Source organism: Cohnella sp. GCM10027633 (assembly GCF_042675445.1).
GTDB lineage: Bacteria > Bacillota > Bacilli > Paenibacillales > Paenibacillaceae > Cohnella.
In genome coordinates, this window is sequence record NZ_JBHTGV010000001.1 from 392,679 (window position 1) to 411,873 (window position 19,195).

Annotated in this window: 16 protein-coding genes; 2 read left to right on the forward strand and 14 right to left on the reverse strand. The window is 59.2% G+C overall.

Translation table 11 applies throughout. The annotated features are described in order from the left end of the window. Positions 1-2 precede the first annotated feature (2 nt). From ACFQZG_RS01630 to ACFQZG_RS01665, 8 genes are all read right to left on the reverse strand, one after another. Positions 3-1,091 carry a response regulator transcription factor gene (locus ACFQZG_RS01630; protein ID WP_378149422.1) on the reverse strand — a complete coding sequence of 363 codons (1,089 nt, stop codon included), beginning with the start codon at positions 1,089-1,091 and terminating at the stop codon, positions 3-5. Then, positions 1,088-2,893 carry a cache domain-containing sensor histidine kinase gene (locus ACFQZG_RS01635; protein WP_378149424.1) on the reverse strand — a complete coding sequence of 602 codons (1,806 nt, stop codon included), beginning with the start codon at positions 2,891-2,893 and terminating at the stop codon, positions 1,088-1,090. Before ACFQZG_RS01635 ends, ACFQZG_RS01630 begins: the two co-directional genes overlap by 4 nt. 93 nt (positions 2,894-2,986) lie before the next feature. Continuing rightward, the gene (locus ACFQZG_RS01640) at positions 2,987-4,543 is read right to left on the reverse strand and encodes an extracellular solute-binding protein (RefSeq protein WP_378149425.1); all 1,557 of its coding nucleotides are present in this window, start codon (positions 4,541-4,543) and stop codon (positions 2,987-2,989) included. 73 nt (positions 4,544-4,616) lie between these two features. After that, complete coding sequence (locus tag ACFQZG_RS01645; protein ID WP_378149426.1) at positions 4,617-5,495, reverse strand: carbohydrate ABC transporter permease; 879 nt, start codon at positions 5,493-5,495, stop codon at positions 4,617-4,619. Between the two features lie 19 nt (positions 5,496-5,514). Then, positions 5,515-6,450 (reverse strand): ABC transporter permease, encoded by a 936-nt coding sequence (locus ACFQZG_RS01650; protein WP_378149428.1) that lies wholly within the window; start codon positions 6,448-6,450, stop codon positions 5,515-5,517. A gap of 194 nt (positions 6,451-6,644) precedes the next feature. After that, complete coding sequence (locus tag ACFQZG_RS01655) at positions 6,645-8,174, reverse strand: extracellular solute-binding protein (RefSeq protein WP_378149430.1); 1,530 nt, start codon at positions 8,172-8,174, stop codon at positions 6,645-6,647. Further along, entirely contained in the window at positions 8,171-8,692 is a 522-nt protein-coding gene (locus ACFQZG_RS01660) for a methylated-DNA--[protein]-cysteine S-methyltransferase (protein ID WP_378149432.1), read from the reverse strand. The genes ACFQZG_RS01655 and ACFQZG_RS01660 overlap by 4 nt, the downstream gene beginning before the upstream one ends. Then, on the reverse strand, positions 8,667-9,260 hold the full coding sequence (locus tag ACFQZG_RS01665; protein WP_378149434.1) for a bifunctional transcriptional activator/DNA repair enzyme AdaA: 594 nt from the start codon (positions 9,258-9,260) through the stop codon (positions 8,667-8,669). Before ACFQZG_RS01665 ends, ACFQZG_RS01660 begins: the two co-directional genes overlap by 26 nt. Before the next feature lie 160 nt (positions 9,261-9,420). Here ACFQZG_RS01665 and ACFQZG_RS01670 point away from each other — a divergent pair, with 160 nt between their 5' ends. Next, positions 9,421-10,326 carry a DNA-3-methyladenine glycosylase family protein gene (locus tag ACFQZG_RS01670; RefSeq protein ID WP_378149436.1) on the forward strand — a complete coding sequence of 302 codons (906 nt, stop codon included), beginning with the start codon at positions 9,421-9,423 and terminating at the stop codon, positions 10,324-10,326. Positions 10,327-10,335: 9 nt separating this feature from the next. On the opposite strand, the gene msrA is transcribed toward ACFQZG_RS01670, so the two are convergent. Both msrA and modB read right to left on the reverse strand, forming a co-directional pair. Beyond that, positions 10,336-11,307, reverse strand: coding sequence for a peptide-methionine (S)-S-oxide reductase MsrA (gene msrA / locus ACFQZG_RS01675; RefSeq protein WP_378149438.1), 972 nt, complete (start codon positions 11,305-11,307; stop codon positions 10,336-10,338). Between the two features lie 89 nt (positions 11,308-11,396). Beyond that, the gene (gene modB / locus ACFQZG_RS01680) at positions 11,397-12,065 is read right to left on the reverse strand and encodes a molybdate ABC transporter permease subunit (protein ID WP_378149439.1); all 669 of its coding nucleotides are present in this window, start codon (positions 12,063-12,065) and stop codon (positions 11,397-11,399) included. Between the two features lie 100 nt (positions 12,066-12,165). Between modB and ACFQZG_RS01685 the strand changes: the two genes are divergently transcribed. Continuing rightward, positions 12,166-13,026, forward strand: coding sequence for an alpha/beta hydrolase (locus ACFQZG_RS01685; RefSeq protein WP_378149441.1), 861 nt, complete (start codon positions 12,166-12,168; stop codon positions 13,024-13,026). Here the strand turns inward: ACFQZG_RS01685 and ACFQZG_RS01690 are convergent. The 4 genes from ACFQZG_RS01690 to ACFQZG_RS01705 form a co-directional block, all read right to left on the reverse strand. Next, positions 13,023-14,576 carry a family 10 glycosylhydrolase gene (locus ACFQZG_RS01690; protein WP_378150422.1) on the reverse strand — a complete coding sequence of 518 codons (1,554 nt, stop codon included), beginning with the start codon at positions 14,574-14,576 and terminating at the stop codon, positions 13,023-13,025. The two genes, ACFQZG_RS01685 and ACFQZG_RS01690, sit on opposite strands and share 4 nt — an antisense overlap. A gap of 312 nt (positions 14,577-14,888) precedes the next feature. After that, on the reverse strand, positions 14,889-15,794 hold the full coding sequence (locus tag ACFQZG_RS01695) for an aldo/keto reductase (RefSeq protein WP_378149443.1): 906 nt from the start codon (positions 15,792-15,794) through the stop codon (positions 14,889-14,891). Positions 15,795-15,821: 27 nt separating this feature from the next. Beyond that, complete coding sequence (locus tag ACFQZG_RS01700; protein ID WP_378149445.1) at positions 15,822-16,583, reverse strand: SDR family NAD(P)-dependent oxidoreductase; 762 nt, start codon at positions 16,581-16,583, stop codon at positions 15,822-15,824. A 286-nt stretch (positions 16,584-16,869) separates the two neighbouring features. Further along, positions 16,870-19,104, reverse strand: a complete 2,235-nt coding sequence (locus ACFQZG_RS01705; RefSeq protein WP_378150423.1) for a heavy metal translocating P-type ATPase — start codon at positions 19,102-19,104, stop codon at positions 16,870-16,872. Between the last annotated feature and the right edge of the window lie 91 nt (positions 19,105-19,195).

A 19,195-nucleotide genomic window follows, 5' to 3' on the forward strand; every position in this document is an offset into this window, starting at 1 on the left:
CGTTAACTTTCCATGCGTTTCTTATATTCCGCAGGCGCCAAGCCGTAAGTTTCCTTGAATAGTTGCGAGAAGTGGACGCTGTTCTCGTAGCCGACCCGTCCGGCGATTTCGTATACTTTGAGCGGCGTATGGAGCAGCATGTCTCTCGCCTTCTGCATGCGCACCATGACGAGGTAACTCCAGATCGTCATGCCGGTCGCCTTCTTGAATAAGATCGCGATGTAATTGCGGCTCACCCATGCGGAGTCCGCCAGCTCCTGCAGCGTCAGCTTCCTGGCGTAATGTTCGTCGATGAATTTCTTCACGTCCTCGGTCGCTCGGCGGTTCGGATGGTCCCTCGCCGCTTTGCTGCCGCCGAACAGCAGGTTCGCGCCTTCCTCCAGCCGCCGCACGGCGCATAACCGGAAATACCCGCGCAGACGTTCGACCGGAATCGCCGCTTCTCCGAGCCCGATATCGTCTCCTTCTTCGAAGACGACGTCCAGCTTTTCTTTTTTCAATTCCTCGTTCACGACCTCGAGCCACGCCATCGCCAGCATGTTCAGATGGTAAACGTCTTCGCCTACCCAGCTCTCCAGCATTTCCAGCGTATCCACGACCATGATCGGCATCGTCTCCGATTGCGCCGTCTTGACTTGCTCGATCCATCTCACGAGCATCGGCCGGTGATGCGGCAGCTTCTTGAGCATCAGACCGTAAGCGAAGTCGTACCGGGAGCGGGTGATCTTCTCCCGCGATCGGTTGATCGCTTGCCGGAGCAGCTCCCGGTCGACCGGCTTGAGCACGTAATCGACCGCGCCGAGCTGCAGGCTTTGCTGGATATAGGAGAAATCGTCGTAACTGGACACGACGATGCCATACATCCAAGGATAACGATCGTTGATCGCTTTCAGCAGCTCAAGCCCGTTCACCTTCGGCATTCGCACGTCCGTAATGCACAAATCCGCGTAATATTGCGATAACCAGGATAACGCGTTATCGCCGTCCTCCGCGAGCCCCGCCACGACGTTGTTGTCCCCGATCTGATCGATGATCTTGTTCAGGCTGGAACGGATCAGCCGCTCGTCGTCGACGATCAATATGCGGTTCATGGCCGATCCCCCTTCTCTTCCTTCTCGGTAACCGGGAATGTCAACGTGACGATCGCGCCGGACGGCCGCGCGTTCTCGATAAGCAAATTCGCTTGTCCGTTCTTGTTCTTGTAATACGTTCGCAGCCGATAGAGCACGTTGGAGATGCCGACTTGCGTGAACTGGTCGTAATTCTCCCTTACCCCGACATCCTGAAGCTTCTCCCGCAACCTACGGAGCTCCTCTTCGCCGAAGCCGACGCCGTCGTCTTCGATCGAGATCGATAGTTGATCCTGATGTCTCGTCACGTCGACGGACAAACGTATCGAAGCGCCGGACGTCTCCAGACCGTGCTTGATCGCGTTCTCCGCGATCGGTTGCAAGATCGCCTTCAGGCAAGCGATCTGCCCGCAATCCGGATCCATGCGAATCGAATAAGAGACGTTGTCTCCGTATCGAATCCGGCAAATATTCAAATAGCTGACCATATGGTTGATTTCGTCGTTCACCGTTACGATCGCGTCTTTATACGTCGAAGTATAGCGGAGCATATTCGATAAGTTGACGGTCGTTCTCTCGATGTCCTCATGGTCCGCGAGTATCGCCATCGAATTGATCGATTCCAAGGTGTTGTACAGGAAGTGCGAATTGATCTGCGACTGCAGCGCGGACAATACCGCTTGCTGCTGCCGCATTCTCGTCTCCGCGAGCTGTTGGATGGAATCGTCGAGCGTATTGAGCATCTGGTTGTAAGAGACGCCAAGGTCGGCAAGCTCGTCTTTGCCTCTGATCTGCACTCGCTGCTCGAAATCGCCGATCTTGATCCGCTTCATCATGCGGCGCAAATCGGCGATTCGGCGGGTTACGGATGTCGTTACCGTTAAGATCAACAGCACCGCGCCGACGATGCCGCCTATCGCGACGAGAATCGTCACGACCTTAAGACGGTCGACGCTCCCCGCGACCGTCGGATACGATACGATCGCGATCGACTTCCAGTTCGTATACGGAATCGTCTCGTAGACGACCATGTCTTCCGTGCGTTCGACGAAGAACGAGCCCCGATCGTGCCCGTAAATTTCCGATATCCAGCTCGGCTCCAGCTTCGCGTTGATTTCGTTCAAATCCGGATGCACGATAATCGTCCCGCTCGTGTCGCTGATCATGCCGATCGAATCTTCGCCGAGTTCGAGCTCGTTCAAGATCGATTGCGCCGGACCCAAGGAGATGTCCATCTTCAAATACCCTTTGCTCGAGAACGTACCGAACCGTTTCGCCATCGTCATGACCATTCGCGGCTCGGGCGCGCCCGATTCGTTCAAATAATGCGAATTGATGCCGACCCGCATGTACACTTTGTTCGTTCGGTCGACATCCTTCAACCACGGTTCTTCGGATAGCGAATAACCTAGCTTCAAGCCGTACTGCTTCGTTTGGTGAATTTCGTTGCCCCGGTCCGATTTGAGCGTCACGGACAAAATCTCCGGATGCCGGAATTGGAACGGCGCGATGTAGTTTTGTTGGATCAAGCTCAAGTTGCTGAACAGCGCGCCTTTATCGCCCGGCTCGAGCTCCAGCCAATCCTCGAACTCCTGACTCGTGCCGAGAAGCAGAAATCCTTGCTCGTACTCCCGGTAATAACGCTCCAAATTCAAATTCGCCTGCTTCAGCACCTGAGAGCTGAACCGGACGATATCTTGTTTGATCGTCTTCGAAATCTCGTAATAGCTGTACAGCCCCATGGAGGTGACGATGACGACGATAATGCCGGTGAACAGCAGAATCAACTTCGCCATGAGCGACTTCTGGACCCATTGAATCACGTTGCATCGCATTCCCTTCCATGGAAGATGGAAGAGCATGATCGCAGTCATGCTCTTCCACAATTATACACGAATGGGTAATCCGTTAACGATTTACTTCCGGTTCGCGTTATACCAGTCGGTGCGTTCCTTGATCAGATCGTTGCCGCCCTGCTTCCTCCACGTATCCATGAATTTCTCGTAATCGCCGATCGGCGAGCTGCCGATCATGACCTTGGCGGCCGCTTCGCGGAACATCGTCGTCATATTGCGCTCGTCGGTAATCGGAGGCATGCCGATCGCTTCGTTGACGAACCCTTCGGTATTCGCGATCTTGTAAGCCGCGTCGAGCTTCTCGAACATCGCGTCGTCGCCGAGCTTGATCTTCGTCGTCTCCGGATTGTAACCGTGCATTCTGAAAGAGAAGTCCAGCCACTGGATTTCCGCCGCTTTCTTCGCGTCGAACGTGATCCGTCCGTCGGAAGTCGCCTTGAAGAAAGTGTCGCCTTCGATGCCGAGTTCTGTGAATATTTGGCCGTCTTCGCTGATGAGCCAATCGAAGTATTGAATGATGGCTTCCGGGTTCTTGGCGTCCTTCAACACGATGAACGTCTTGGAGATCGGGCTCCAGCGCGTTCCGACCGGTCCTTCGTAACCCGTGCCCCGAGGCGTCGGGATGACGATGACTTCGGGCTTCTGATCCGGAATCGACGCCAGCAGGTCCGTATTCCATTGCGTGACGAGGTTCGCCGCATGGCCCCATACGCCGACGAGGCCGGACTTGATCTTCTGCTCCCATACCGAACGGTTGTTGGTCAGGAATTCGGAGTCGATCAGCTTCTCCTTGGACATCGTTTGGAAGAACTCGAGCGCTTTCAGAATGTTCGGATGGATGTTGCCGAGTATGACTTCGTTGTTGTAGTAGTACTCCGTCCACGCGGTGCCGACGCCCCACATGCCGAATATATTGTCGCCCCAGCTGATGTTCTCGCGCATCGAGAACGGAATTTCGTCCTTCTCCCCGTTGCCGTTCAAGTCGTTATCGCGGAAGGCGCGCAGCACGTTCAGCAGCTCTTCAGAAGTCGTCGGCACGGCCAAGCCGAGCTTGTCGAGCCAGTCTTTGCGGATGAACATCATTTGTCCGGATTGCGTCGCGGCGGGTTGCGGAATCGCCAGAATTTGACCCTTTTGCGTTACCGCGTCCCACGCCGCTTGCGGAATGTACTTCTTGAGGTTCGGGCCGTATTGGTCGATCAGATCGTTGAGCGGCAGAATCTTCCCCGCGTCCACGAGATCTTGATCCGGTCCGGACCATGATTGGTACACATCCGGAAATTCGCCGGATGCGAATTTAAGCTTCAATTGGTCCTGGTACGTTCCGTGAGGAAGGAACTCGACGTCAAGGTCGACGCCGGTCTTCCCTTCCATGTATACGATGCGCGGATCGTCCGCCTTGGGCGTCGGCACGCTGTTATCGGATACGACGAGCTTGAACTTCGGCGTTTCCTTGGGCGCATCGGACGGTTCAGCGCTCGCGGACGACGAAGGCGCGACGCTGGAACCCGAAGACGGCGATGCGTTGTTATTCCCGTTGTTATTGCTGCTGCAGGCAACCATCGTGAACGCAAGCGAGGCAGTGCTTAGAAGTCCGAACCATTGTTTCTTTCTCATCTCTTCTTTGACCTCCTAGGAATGATGATGATCTATGTGCATGGCCTTGCGCCATTGACACCGAATCCGGGGGTTATTCCTTGATGGAGCCGATCAATGCGCCCTTAATGAAGTGTTTCTGTATGAACGGATAGATGAGAACGATCGGCACCGTCGCGACGATGATCGTCGCCATTTGCAGTCCTTGCGGGCTAAACGTCGAAGCGGTCTCCGTCACGTTGGACAACATCTCGTTCATCTCCGACTTGGCGATGATGTTGTACAAGTACAACTGCAGCGGCCGGAGAGACGACTTCGTCACGTACAGCAACGCCGTGTAGTAGTTATTCCAATGGTAGACCGCGTAGAACAAGCCTAGCGTCATCATGATCGGCTTCGATAGCGGCACCGCGATGCGCCATACCATCTTCGTCTCGGTCATGCCGTCGACTCTCGCCGCTTCGAACAGCTCTTCGGGAAGCGAGCGGAAGAACGTCAGGCAGATGAGCAAGTTAAACTGGGCAAGCGCCACGGGGATGATCATCGCCCATACCGTATTGATGATTCCGAGCCACTTGACGACGAGGTACACCGGAATCATCGGCGGGTAGAAAATCATCGTGAACACGATCATGAGCATGATGACGTTGCGTCCCCTGAGATAAGTTTTGGAGAGCGGGTAAGCCATCAATACGGTAACGGCCATATTGATCAGCGTGCCGACGACGACGACGAATGCCGATATGCCGAACGAGCGCCAGAATTGGCCGTTGTTCAGGACTGCCGTATAGTTGTCGAAGTTCAACTCGACCGGCCATAAGCTGACCTCCGCATGGATCAGCGCTTGCGTCGAACTAAGAGAGCTGGCGAACACGTGCAGGATCGGAATGATGACCGTAACGCAGGCCAGCGAGAGGAAGACGATGTTCGAGATGTCGAATAGCCGTTCGCCGATGGATCGTTTGATTCCCATGACCGGTATGCTCCTTGTCTTAGAAAATGCCTTGCCCCGTCGTTGCTTTGCTCGCGCGGTTCGCGACGATCAGCAGCACGAATCCGACGACGGCTTTGAACAAACCGATTGCCGTCGTGAGGCTGTAATGGCCCTGCACGATGCCTTCGCGGTACGAGTACGTATCGAGAACGTCGCCGGTCTCGTACGTGATCGGATTCAGGAAGATGTAGATTTGTTCGAATCCGAGGTCGAGCGTATGTCCGATCTTGAGCAGCAGTATGAGCATGATCGCCGGCAGCAGCCCCGGCAGCGTAATATGCCTGAATTGATTCCAGCGACCGGCGCCGTCCATCTTCGCGGCTTCGTAGAGCGAAGGACTGATGCCCGCCAGCGCGGCCAAGAAGATAATGGCGTTCCAGCCCATCTCCTTCCAGATGCCCGAGGATACGATGATCGTCCGGAAGTAATCGGGATCTTGGATGAAATGGATCGGCTCGGCGCCCGTCGACGTGATCCATTGGTTGATCAAGCCGATTTGCGGGGAGAGCAGCATATAGCCGAGCCCGCCGATGATGACCCATGACAGAAAGTGCGGCAAGTACAGAAGCGTCTGAACGCTTCTCTTGAAGGCGACGTTGCGCACTTCGTTAAGCAGTACCGCCAGAATGATCGGCGCGGGGAAGGCGAAGATCAGTTGATAGAAGCTGATGATCAACGTGTTCCATAGCAGCCGGGTAAATTGCGGATAATTCAAAAATTGTTCGAAATACTTCATGCCGACCCATTCGCTGCCCCAGAAGCCCTTGAAGATGTTGTAGTCCTTGAACGCGATGACGCTTCCGAAAAGCGGTACGTATTTGAACAGCAACAAGTAGGCGAGACCCGGAACGAGCATGAGATAAAGCGCGCGATGCCTCCACATGAACTTGAAAAACGATGTCTTCGGCGCGATTGTCGGTACGGTCCGTTCCATGCGTATGCACTCCCTCGTCCTTGGTCTGTGTCGTATGCCTTCATTGTAGACGCTTACTTCAGGGCCAACCATGAGGCGATATATCGACATGCATCGGTATATATCACACTTGCGAAGCGGCTCCGCGCGCGCAAAAGAGGTTGCCCTCCAAGTCATGGCAGACTTGAAGGACAACCTCTCGGGCGTCCGTAAATTCAGATGTCGGTTCTTCGATTCTCCTTCACCCAACGGGTGCGTTCGTCGATCAGCCGTTGCCCCCCGCTCGCTTTCCATTCGGCGATGAAATCCAGGTAGGACTCGGGTCGCTTGTTGCCGATAATGATCTCCGCCGCTTCTTGGGGAAACAACGAGTGGATATGGTAGTCGTTCTCGATGTTCGGCATGCCGATCGTCTCGCTGACGAAACCTTGGGAATCGGCGATGTCGTTCGCCAGCTTCAATTTCTTATCCGCGACGGCGTTCGTGACCCAAGCAACCTCGGTCGACGCGTTTCGGCCATGAAGCTTGTAGATCGTCTGCAGCCAATCGAGACGATCCTTCTGCTGCGCGCGGTAGACGTAATCGCCCTCCCGCTTATCGTAGGTAACTCCCTCGAGTCCTAGATCGGTGAAAATCTGGCCTTCGTCGCTGGCGAGCCAATCGAGCCATTCGATAATCGCTTGGGGATTGCGGGCGTTCTTGAACAACGCGAACGTCTTGTCGATCGGACTCCAACGTACGCCGACCGGACCTTCGTATCCGCTGCCTCTCGGCGTAGGAATCGCGACGACGTCGGGCTTCTGCGAACCGATCGAGGCGTTCAGCTCCTGCTGCCATTGCCAGGCCATCTCGGGCGCATGTCCCCAGATGCCGACGATGCCTTGTCTGATTTTCTGTTCCCAGTTCGATTTGCTGTTCGTCATGAAATCCGGATCGAGCAGTCCCTCCGCGAACATCGTCTTCAAGTAATCGAGCGCCGGGACCATGTTAGGGTGGACGCTGCCCAATATGATTTCTCCGTTATAGGCGGTTTCCGAGAACGCGGTGTACACGCCCCACATGCCGAATATATTTTCGCCCCATGCGAAGTTCTGCCGCATCGTGAACGGAATTTCATCCGCGAGTCCGTTCCCGTTCGGATCCCGGGTCTTGAACGCGCGCATCACTTCGAGCAGCTCGTCCGACGTTGTCGGCACGTCCAGATTCAGCTCGTCCAGCCAATCTTGACGGACGTATAAGATTTGTCCTTGCTTCGTTCTCGTCGGTTGCGGGACAGCCAAGATGTCGCCGTCCACGGTGACGGCTTCCCACGCGGACTTCGGAATGTTCTTCATCAAATTCGGCCCGTAGCGGTCGATCAGATCGTTGAGCACGAGAATTTTGCCGTCTTGAACGAGCGCCGGTTCGGGCGCGTTCCAGCTCTGGTAGACGTCCGGTTCGTAACCGCCGGCGAACTTCAGCTTCAACTGCTCGTTGTATTGGGCGTGAGCCAAGTACGTGACTTCAAGATCTACGTTTGCCTTGCTCTCCATGTAGCGGAAGAACGGATCTTCTTCCCCCGGCACATGCAGTCCGTGATCGGATACGTACAACGAGATGTCCGGCGCGTCCGCCGATGGCGATCCCGGATCGGCGAGCGGGCTCGCGCTCTCCCTGACGACGCCGTCCGCGTCTCCGTCGCAAGCGACGAGCAGCGAGAGCAGGCCGACGGCGAACGCCGCGATAGGCTTACGCGGACGTCTCATGTTCTCTCCAGCTTCAGCAGCATTTCCTTCATGTCCAAGCCTCCGCGATAGCCGGTCAACGCGCCGTTCTTCCCGACGATCCGATGGCAGGGCAAGGCGATAAGCGCGGGGTTGCGTCCGATCGCCGTGCCGACCGCCCGGACGGCCGAGGGCCTCCCGATCCGCTCCGCGATATCCGAATACGTCGCGGTCGCGCCGTAGCCGACTTCGTTCATCGCTTGCCACACCGAATTCTGGAAAGCCGTCCCTCCGACGTCCGTCTTCAGCTCGAACGCCTTCCGCTTCCCTTGCAAATATTCGGTCAGTTGCCCGATATAGGGCGCCAGCTTGCGATCGTCCCTAGACAGCTCGTATTGTCCTCCGTAGCGCGCGTCCGCCCAGGCCGCCAGATCCGACGGCGAACCGTCCTGCGAGCCGACGTAGCACAGCCCCTCGTCCGTCGCCGCCACGACGAAACGCCACTCTGCTTCTCGCAGCTCCGTCCAGTAGACGTCAACCTTCGTCCGCGTTCCGCTCATCGTAACCGCCCTCCCGTAGATTCGTAGTCGCGAGGCGATGGCGGCGATACGCCGTCGGCGACAGGCCGGTCTTCGACTGGAATACCGTCGCGAAATGGCCCGCGCTGCGCATCCCGACGGCCGCAGCGATGTCAGAGACCGATTGCCCGGTACCGGCCAGCATCGCCTTCGCGTGCTCGATCCGCTTCCCTAGCGCGTATTGCGCCGGCGTCATCCCGCGCAACTGCTTGAACGTGCGCTGCAGATGGTACGGGCTGCCGTGCATATGCGCCGAGAGCGCCTCCAGCGTGATCGGCTCGGCCAGTCGTTGCTCGATGTACGCGGAAATCCGCTCGACCCACGATTCGTTAGGCGCCGCCAACTCGTCCGGCTTGCAGCGTTTGCAAGGCCGATAGCCGGCAGCTAGCGCTTGCGCGGTCGAATCGAACGGCGTCACGTTGTCGCGAGACGGCGTTCTCGACTTGCACGACGGCCGGCAGAAGATGCCCGTCGTCGCGACGGCGTAATAGAACTTGCCGTCGTACGATTCGTCGCACTCGACGATCGCTTGCCAATTCGTATCGTCCACCTCGCCTCACCTCCTACCGCCTAGTATAGCGCCGACCGCCGGGAAACGTTAGCGGTTTCGAATGGAACCGCAATTTTACGAAGATCGGACGATCCCTGCATGTGGTATAACTAGATAACGAAGTAGCTCGCACCAATCGAAGACGAAGGACGGTTGCATGATGACATCGAACGAATTCACGATCGAAGTACCCGGCTCGTTCGATTACGACGCGAACGTCGCGTACTTATCCCGTTCTCCGAACGAATGCTTGCATGCCGTCGTAGACGGCGCGATATGGAAGCGAATCCCGACCGGCCTGTCCGATCCGCTCGTCCGAATATCGGGGAGCGGCAACGCGCCGCTTCACGTTCGGATGATCGAAGCCAAGGATGCGCCGCCCTCGCAAGAAGAAGTCCAAGCGATCGCCCGTTACGTGCGGGAGTGGTTCGACTTGGACTCGGATTTGGAGCCTTTCTACGCGATGGCGCGGCAGGACGCGATTCTCGGCGACGTCGCGGAGCGGTTCCGCGGCTTGCGCATTGTCGGCATTCCCGATCTGTTCGAAGCGATCTGTTGGGGCATTCTCGGCCAGCAGATTAACCTGGCCTTCGCGTACGCGCTCAAGCGGCGGATCGTCGAGACGTTCGGCAAGGCGACCGAGCACGAAGGCAGACGGTACTGGACGTTTCCGGAGCCGGCCGCGATCGCGGCGTTGTCGCCGGATGCGTTGACCCCGCTTCAAATTACCGGCCGCAAGTCGGAATACTTGATCGGCGTCGCCCGCTTGGTCGCGGATGGCGCGCTCGGCAAGCGAATGCTGCTCGATGCCGGCGACGCCAAGACGGCCGAACGCATGCTCGTCGGCATTCGCGGCATCGGGCCTTGGACGGCGAATTACGTGCTCATGCGTTGCCTGCGGTACCCGTCCGCGTTCCCGATCGACGACGTCGGGCTTCACAACGCGCTCAAAGCCGTCTTGGACTTGCCGGACAAGCCTTCGGTCGCGCGTATCCGCGAGCTGGCGGCCGGTTGGGCCGGCTGGGAGGCGTACGCGACGTTCTACCTGTGGCGAGTCCTCTATTGACGCTCGTCGTCAGTCGTTGAACAGCGGCAAGTAGCGGCCGAAGCCTTCCGCCTCCAACCGGTCTTTCGGAACGAAGCGCAGCGACGCGGAGTTGATGCAGTAGCGGAGACCGCCGAGCTCCCGCGGGCCGTCGTTGAACACGTGGCCCAGGTGGGAATCCGCTTCCCGGCTGCGCACCTCCGTACGGGACATGCCGTGCGTGTAATCCTCGATCTCTTGAATGGTTATGCCTTGCAACGGCTTGGAGAAGCTCGGCCAGCCGCAACCGGCGTCGAACTTGTCCCGCGAGCTGAACAGCGGCTCGCCGGAGACGACGTCGACGTACAGTCCCTCTTCTTCGAGCGCATAGTATTCGCCCGTGAACGGCCGCTCCGTCGCGTTATTCTGCGTGACCTCGTATTGGATCGGCGTCAGCCTTTTCCGCAGCTCGGCGCGGTCTTTGTCCGTGTTCCAATGACGGCCGATGAACGCGTCCCTGCCCGATCCGCTGCGATAATACTTGTAGCGGAGCGGGTTTTTCTTATGGTAATCCTGATGGTAATCTTCCGCCGGATAGAACGTCGAAGCCGGCTCCAGCGTCACCGCGATCGGACGATCGAACCGACCGCTCGCTTCGAGCGCCTTCATCGATGCTTCCGCTTCCCTCTTCTGGTCTTCGTCGTGATAGAAGATCGCCGGGCGGTACGAGTTGCCGCGATCGTGGAATTGTCCCCCCGCGTCCGTCGGATCGACCGAACGCCAGTAGAATTCGAGCAGCTTCGAATACGGGAAGATAGCCGGGTCGAACGTAATCTGAACCGCTTCCGCATGTCCCGTCGTCTCCGAGCACACCTCTTCGTAAGTCGGATTGACCGTATGTCCTCCCGTGTAGCCGGACACGATGCCGCGAATGCCCGGAAGCTCTTCGAACGGCGTTACCATGCACCAGAAGCACCCTCCGGCGAACGTCGCCAATTCTGTCTTCGGTTGTTGCTCGCTCATATGAAGCACCTCGTCTCATTGAGTTGTGTAAGTCTGCTATATCATCATTGTAGACGAAAAAGATGCCCCGATCCAATCGGATCGAAGCATCATCTTCTCGAATATCGGCCCGCCGCCAGCAGGAGCAGGAAAGAGAGAATCGCCATGACGATCGCCCACGTCCACGCGAGCCGCCACAGCCCTCCGTCCACGGCCAAGTAGATCGCGGTCGGAATCGTCTGCGTCCGGTGCGGGATGTTGCCGGCGACCATGAGCGTCGCCCCGAATTCGCCGAGCGCCCTCGCGAAGCCGAGAATATAGCCGGCGACGAGCGCGCGCGATGCGAGCGGAACCGTAATGAACCGGAACACTTGCCATTCGCTGGCCCCCATCGATCGGGCCGCGTCCTCGTACGCGGGCTCGACTTCCTCGAAGCCGACCTTGATCGTCCTGTACGCCAGCGGGAACGCCACGACGCTCGCCGCGATCGTCGCCGCGATCCACGTGAACAGCACCGGCTGACCGGTCAGCCATTCGTAAGACTCGCCGATCCAACTGCGCCGACCTAACGCGACGAGCAGCGCGAAGCCTACGACGGTCGGGGGAAGGACCAGCGGCAACAAGAACGCCGTCTCCACGAGGCTTTGCCCCCGGAATCGGCGACGGGACGTCCACCTTGCCGCCGCGACGGCGAAGACGAACGCGATTATGCTGCTGATGAGCGCCACCTTCACCGAGATGAGGATAGGCGCGATAAGGTCTTGTCCATTGATCGTCATCGACTGTACGCTCCGGCCGTCTTGCAAGATAGGGCTATAATAACATACGCGATCCATATAAAATAGAGATAGACTACTTCGCCAGGAGCACGGGAGGATCATGAACATGACATTCAAGGAGCATTCATGGACTTGCGAAGACGGTACCGCGATGTACGGCTGCGCGTGGCAGCCTCCGGCGGGAATACCCGCCAAAGCCGTCGTCGGCCTCGTGCACGGCATGGGCGAACATATGGGACGGTATGGCCACGTCGCGGATTGGCTTACCCGAGACGGCTACGCGGTCATCGGCTTCGATCAGCGCGGACACGGCCGAACGGCCGGCAAGCGCGGCCATACGCCGACGTACGAGGCGCTCTTCGAAGGCATCGACCTTCTGCTCGCGGAAGCGGCGGCATCGTACCCCGGCCTGCCGGTATTCCTGATCGCCCATAGCATGGGCGGCAACGTCACGCTGAACTACTTGCTTCGCAAGCAGCCCCGGATCGCCGGCGCGGTCGTCTCCGGTCCTTGGCTGAAGCTGGCGTTCAGACCGCCCTCTCTTCAAGTCGCGATCGGACGGGTCATCGAGCGGATTTACCCGTCCTATACGAACGACCGGCCGCTGAAGGCCGCGGTTCTGACGTCCGATCCGGAGATGATCGCCCGGTACGTGAACGATTCGCTCGGACACGGACGAATTACGGCCAAGTTCTTCTTGTCGATGCTGCGCTCGGGACGTTGGGCGATCGAGCACGCTTCCCTCTTGACGGTGCCGACGCTCGTCCTGCACGCGACCGAAGACAAGGTGACGTCGTCCGCCGCCAGCAAGCAGTTCGCGGAAGCCGCCGGATCCGTCTGCGAATGGATCGGATGGGACGGCTTCCAGCATGAACTGTATAACGAGCTGAGGCGCGAGGAAGTGTTCGCCGTCATGCGAGATTGGCTGTCCCGCCGGTTGGCGGAATGGTCCGCGCGCTAATTCGAACCGACTTCGTAGTGCGCCTGCAAGAGCGGCACGATACCGAGCGTATTCGAGCGCAAGAACGCCGAACGGAAGAATACGTCTCCGCCGATTTCCGGGTATTTCTCGTTATACTTCAGCTGATCGATAATCTCCTCGCCGGACTGCCAGCCCGTCTCGGCCGTGCCCAGCTTATGCGCCGCATGGCCGATGTACAGGCCGACGTTCGTTCCCCGCACTTCGTTCGTCCACCAATCGACCAGCTTGTCGTAACGCGCGACCGAGAGCGATAGGCTCCAGTAGATTTGCGGCATGACGTAGTCGATCCATTCCTCGCGAATCCACGTCCTGACGTCCGCGTACATGTCGTCGTACGTCTCCACGCCCGCTCGCGTATCCGAGCCCGACGAATCGGTAGCGATATTGCGCCAGACGCCGAACGGGCTGATCCCGTACGAGACGTTCGGTTTCGCGGCATGGATCGTCTGGCCGAGCTTCTTGACGAACTGGTTAATATTATCGCGCCGCCAATCTCCGATATCGGAGATGTTGGACGGATTGTACGCCGCGTACGCGGCCTCGTCGGCGAATACCTCGTGCGACGGATAGAAGTAATCGTCGAGATGGACGCCGTCGACCGCATACCCTTTCACCACTTCCATGATCGCGTCGATAATGTGCTTGCGCGCATCCGGTATGCCGGGATTGATATATAGCGCGTTGCCCGCGTTAACGATCCAATCCGGATGCGCGATCGCGACGTGATTCGCCGCCAGCGTATCCGTCTTCGTAACGACGTTCGCCCGGAACGGATTGAACCAGGCATGGAATTCCATGCCCCTCCGGTGCGTCTCGTCGATCATGTACGCAAGCGGGTCGTAGCCGGGATCGACGCCCTGCGTTCCGGTCAATGCCTTCGACCACGGCACCAGCTTCGACGGATAGAGCGCGTCGGCCGAAGGCCGGACTTGAACGTATACGGCGTTCAACCCCATCGCCTGCAGATCGTCCAGCTGCGCGGAGAATTCTTGGCGCTGCATGTCCGCGTTCCCGTAGGACAAGGCGGACGGCCAATCCAGATTATAGACGGTGGAGATCCAAGCGCCGCGAAGCTCGCCGGCGCCGCTGAACGATTCCAGCTTGATCGTGCTTACGGATGCATACCACGTAACGAGCAACCCGAGCTGTTCGCTGACGAATCGCAACGGCACCATGGCGCGGCCGTTCTTGATCTGCACGCTCGCGTCCAGCTTCACCTGCTTGCCGTTCACGAGCGCGTGCTTCTGGCCGACCTTCATCGACAGCTTCAGATCGCCTTTGGTAATCGTCGCCGTAGACGTGCTCTGCTTCCAGCCGACCGCGGCCTTCAAGCTTTCGCTAATGACTCGCAGCGGCACCATCGTCACGTTCGCCTTCGGCACGATATACGGCGCGACGTCGGAATCGATCTTGACTCCGTCGAGATAGATCCGGATCGGTTGGGCGGCATGAGCGGACGAAACGGGACCGAGTAAGGATATGCATAGGAGAACGGACAACATCAATGGCAATACTTTTCTTGCGACTATCATCGTACAACCTCCATCGTCATTCAAACGAGCTTCTTCCTCATTAGACGCTCGGTTCGCGGACGAGGTTGCGGGACGAACGCGATTATTCCGCGGTTCGCCCGATGAAGTTGCGCCGCATCCGGGCGAACCGCAAATCCGCAGGTACGGCGGCTCGCGCGAACGCCTGAAATGGCGAGAAGCACCTTCCGCTCCGTTGGGAGATGAAGGTGCTTCTTGCGATTACACTGCAGGAGTCTCATGCTCGAAGCCTGATTTTCGCCCGATTGCTGCTCCTGCTAGCGTTAAGCAATCTCCCTCGCCAATGACGAATTACGCGACCGGCTTGCTGCCGTTCGACGCCAGCCTGCGCTTCGCTTCCGCGTACACGTCGGCAGACAGCGGACCCATCGCCGCGTACTTGACGTTATCCGCGAGGTGAGCGGGATTAAGCGTGCCGACGATCGTCGTCGACAGCTGCGGATGGCTGAGCGTGAAGCGCAGCAGGAAGCCGGTGCGGCTCTCCCCTTCGGCGAGCAGCTCGTCCAGCTTCGCCGCCTCCCATGCCGCCCAACGGTCGGCCAATCCGAGCCCTTCGCCCGGTTCGCCGCGTCCGACGCCGCCCCGGACGATGATTCCCGCGCCGTCTTCGCCGGCCTGCGAGATCAAGTTCTCATGCTCGCGTTCGAGCGCCGAATAGGGAACCTGGAACGTATCGAAGTCGCCGGATGCGATATAGGCCGGCAGATGAGGCAAATACGACGAGATACCGATCCAGCGTACTTTGCCGGTCGCCTGCACTTCCTTCAGCACGTCGACCAGTTGCCCCTCCTCCGCTTGAGCGACCGTCGGACCGTGCAACTGCCACAGATCGATATAGTCCGTCTTCATCCGGCGAAGGCTTACGTCGATATTGCGAAGCAGGTTGTCTCTCGTCCATACGTGCGGAGTCTCGTCGTGATCCCCGTGGTCGACGAGCGTGCAGCCGCATTTGGTGGCCAGCACGTATTCGTGTCTGCGATGGCTAATATGCTTGCCGATCAGCTCTTCGCTGTTGCCATAGTCGTAGGCGGTGTCGATGAAGTTGATGCCGGCGTCGAGCACCGCGTTAAGTATCGTCCCGCTCTGTTCGTCCGTTACCGGTCTGCCGTTCCACACGCGAGGCCCGCGAATCTCCATCGCGCCGAAGCCGAGCTTCGTAACCTCGAGCCCCGTTCTGCCCAGTATCGCCTTATCCATCGTCCGTTTCCCCTTCCATTGCTTTCGTTAGATCGTCGGCATGACGTTGCCGCCGCTTACCGGAATGTACGCGCCCGTGATGAAGCTAGACAAGTCCGACGCGAGAAAAGCGACCGCGTTGGCGATTTCCTGATCCGTCCCTCTGCGTTTCAACGGCACGGTGCTCTCGTACGACTCGCTGCGCTCGGTGCTGTTCTCGCGATCCCGGTCGCTGATCGTCCAGCCCGGCGCCACTTGGTTGACCGTAATCTGGTGCTCGCCGATCTCCTTGGCCAGCACGCGATAGACGCCGTCCATGCCGCGTTTGCCCGCGACGTAGGCGGATTGGGTCGCGAAGTTCTGCATCGCGCATTCGGTGTTAATGCCGATGAACCGCCCCCACCGGGCTTCGATCATCGCCGGCGCGAACGCCTTGGCCAAGTAGACGCTCTGCATGACGCAAGAGTCGAATTGGCTCTCGTAATCTTCCGGCGCTTGCTCGAGAATCGACGTCCATTGGTATTGCGCGACGGCATTCGCGACTACGATATTGACCGAGCCGAGCTCCGCCGCGATTCGATCTCTCATGGCCATGATCGAATCCAAGTTCGTGACGTCGCCATGCACGATAACCGCTCGGCGTCCCAACGCCGTAATTTCGTCCTTCAGCTTCGTCGCCTGTTCCTCGTTGCTGCGATAATGAATCGCGACGTCCGCTCCGCATTGCGCCAGCGTGCGCGCCATGACGCGTCCCAATTGTCCGGTCGCGCCCGTCACGAGCGCGACTCGGTTCGTTAAATCCAGCTTCATCTTCGTCTGCGGCTCCTCTCAAGGAAAACGTTATACGCTACCTTATCATCATAGGCGCTGGTGGCGTAAATTTCAATAAACGCGCGTTCATAAAATGAAAAACTTATTCGGCGGTCGCGCGCCATAAGCGCTACCGTCGTTCTAACGTTACCACATAACGCTACACCGCCACGGCACCTTCAACCCCCATTATAACGTTACCACATAACGCTATAATCGCCTAACAACGCAAACGAGCGGCCCCCACGGCCGCTCGTTCGTCATCCGCTATTTACCGAATACCCGTTCACCGATTCGGTTTCACCTTCTGAAGGCGCAAGGCGTTCAGCACGACGGACACCGAGCTGAGCGCCATCGCCGCACCGGCCAGCCACGGAGCCAAGTAGCCGCTGGCCGCGATCGGGATGCCGATCACGTTATAGCCCAGCGCCCAGAACAAGTTCTGCTTAATGTTCTGCATCGTCTTGCGGCTCATAAAGATGGCATCCGCGATCGCGTTCAGATCTCCCCGCAGCAGCGTCACGTCCGCGGCCGCGATGGCGATGTCCGTCCCCGTCCCGATCGCCATGCCGACGTCGGCGGACGCAAGCGCCGGCGCGTCGTTCAGGCCGTCGCCGACCATCGCCGCCTTGCGGCCTTCCGCTTGCAGCCGTCGGATCGCTTCGGCTTTGCCGTTCGGCAGCACTTCCGCGACGACTTCCCCGATGCCCGCCTGATCGGCGATCGCGCGAGCGACGCGCGCGTTGTCGCCCGTCAACAGGATGACGCGCAACCCGAGCTCGCGAAGACGTTCGATCGCCTCCCGGGATGTCGGCTTGATCGTATCCGCCACGGCGACGATCCCGGCGAACCGATCGTCCGCGGCGACGAGCATCGACGTCTTGCCCTCCGCCTCCAATCGGCGAAGGGACTCCTCCGCAGCCGTACCGATCTCGATGCCATTGTCGGCCATCAGCTTGCGCGTCCCGATCAAGAGCGCTCGTCCTTGTACCGTCGCACGCACGCCGTGCCCGGGTATCGCCTCGAAGCGATCGACGGCGATCCGCGCGGCCCCGATCTCTTCCTCGATGCCGACGACGATCGCCTCCGCCAGAGGGTGCTCCGAATGGCTTTCGGCCGAGGCTATCCAGACCAGCAGCTGCTCCCTCGTCCACTCCGGACTTACGGCGAGCTCCACATCCGTCAATACCGGTTTGCCGATCGTCACCGTGCCGGTCTTGTCCAGCACGACCGTATCGATCCGGTGCGTCTGCTCCAACGATTGACCGTTCTTGAACAGGATTCCGTGCTCCGCGGCGCGGCCGGAGCCCGCCATGATCGACGTCGGCGTCGCCAGCCCGAGCGCGCACGGGCAAGCGATGACGAGCACGGCGATCGTCAGCTCGAGCGCATGGGAGAAGTCGCCCGGCACGGCCGCGAAGTAAGCGATCAAGAATGTGGCGAGCGCGATGCCGACGACGATCGGCACGAACACGCCCGAGATCCTGTCCGCGACGCGCTGGATCGGCGCCTTGGCGCCCTGCGCTTCCTCTACCGCGCGCACGATTCGCGACAGCGCGGAATCTTCTCCTACGTTCGTGGCGCGAACGCGAAGCGAACCGCTCCGGTTCATCGTCCCGCCGTACACGTTGGCTCCCTCGGCTTTGTCCACCGGTACGCTCTCGCCGGTCAGCATCGATTCGTCGATACTCGATACGCCTTCAAGCACGACGCCGTCGACCGGCACCTTCTCGCCCGGCTTGACGAAGACGACGTCGCCGTGCGCGACCGCGTCGATCGGAACGCCGACCAGCACGCCGTCCCGCTCGACGAGCGCGGTCTTCGCCTGCAGCACGAGCAGCTTCATGATCGCGTCGGACGAGCGGCCTTTGGCCGTCATCTCGAGCAGCTTGCCCGTCACGATGAGCGTGATGAGCAGCGCGGACGTCTCGTAATACAGCTCTGCCCGATGGTGATCGCCGATCGAGTCGATCGATAGATAGAGGCTGTAGAAGTACGCGGCCGAAGTGCCTAACGCGACGAGCACGTCCATGTTCGCGCCGCCGCTGCGCAGCGCCTTGTAGGCGCCCGCGTAGAACGGCCGGCCGATGACGAACTGCACGGGCGTCGCGAGCGCCAGCTGGAACCACGGATTCATGAACAGGTCGGGAACCCATAGCCAGGACGTGAAGCTGAAGTGAGCGGCCATCGCCCACAGCAGCGGCAGCGATAGGAGCGCGGATACGGCCAGCTTCCCGCGCTGACGCCGGATTTCCCGCCGATGCCGGGCTTCCGTCTCCTCGCGTCTCTCCTTCGGCGTCGCCTTGTAGCCGAGCTGCTCGACCTTGCCCATGATGTCGGCCGCCGATACGCGATCCGACTCGAACACGACCCGAGCCGACTCCATCGTCAAGTTGACCGTCGCGCGGGATACGCCTTCGATCCGGTTCAAGCCCTTCTCGATCCGGGTCGCGCACGCCGCGCACGTCATGCCGGTTATCGCGAACTGCGCGACCTCGATCCCGACCGCGGACTCGCCCATGGACTCGCCCGTTGCCGCCGCGCCTTGATTCATAGCCTCTGTCATCGATCCCACCTGCTTTCCGCTTCTTACGTACCCCCAGGGGGTATAA

Bases quoted from the DNA above. Each gene is read 5' to 3' on its own strand.
- ACFQZG_RS01650 (WP_378149428.1), bottom strand. From the start codon at position 6,450: ATGGAACGGACCGTACCGACAATCGCGCCGAAGACATCGTTTTTCAAG.
- msrA (WP_378149438.1), bottom strand. From the start codon at position 11,307: ATGAGCGAGCAACAACCGAAGACAGAATTGGCGACGTTCGCCGGAGGG.
- ACFQZG_RS01660 (WP_378149432.1), bottom strand. From the start codon at position 8,692: ATGAGCGGAACGCGGACGAAGGTTGACGTCTACTGGACGGAGCTGCGA.
- ACFQZG_RS01640 (WP_378149425.1), bottom strand. From the start codon at position 4,543: ATGAGAAAGAAACAATGGTTCGGACTTCTAAGCACTGCCTCGCTTGCG.
- ACFQZG_RS01695 (WP_378149443.1), bottom strand. From the start codon at position 15,794: ATGGATAAGGCGATACTGGGCAGAACGGGGCTCGAGGTTACGAAGCTC.
- ACFQZG_RS01655 (WP_378149430.1), bottom strand. From the start codon at position 8,174: ATGAGACGTCCGCGTAAGCCTATCGCGGCGTTCGCCGTCGGCCTGCTC.
- ACFQZG_RS01700 (WP_378149445.1), bottom strand. From the start codon at position 16,583: ATGAAGCTGGATTTAACGAACCGAGTCGCGCTCGTGACGGGCGCGACC.
- ACFQZG_RS01630 (WP_378149422.1), bottom strand. From the start codon at position 1,091: ATGAACCGCATATTGATCGTCGACGACGAGCGGCTGATCCGTTCCAGC.
- ACFQZG_RS01670 (WP_378149436.1), top strand. From the start codon at position 9,421: ATGACATCGAACGAATTCACGATCGAAGTACCCGGCTCGTTCGATTAC.
- ACFQZG_RS01685 (WP_378149441.1), top strand. From the start codon at position 12,166: ATGAACATGACATTCAAGGAGCATTCATGGACTTGCGAAGACGGTACC.
- ACFQZG_RS01645 (WP_378149426.1), bottom strand. From the start codon at position 5,495: ATGGGAATCAAACGATCCATCGGCGAACGGCTATTCGACATCTCGAAC.
- ACFQZG_RS01705 (WP_378150423.1), bottom strand. From the start codon at position 19,104: ATGGGCGAGTCCGCGGTCGGGATCGAGGTCGCGCAGTTCGCGATAACC.
- modB (WP_378149439.1), bottom strand. From the start codon at position 12,065: ATGACGATCAATGGACAAGACCTTATCGCGCCTATCCTCATCTCGGTG.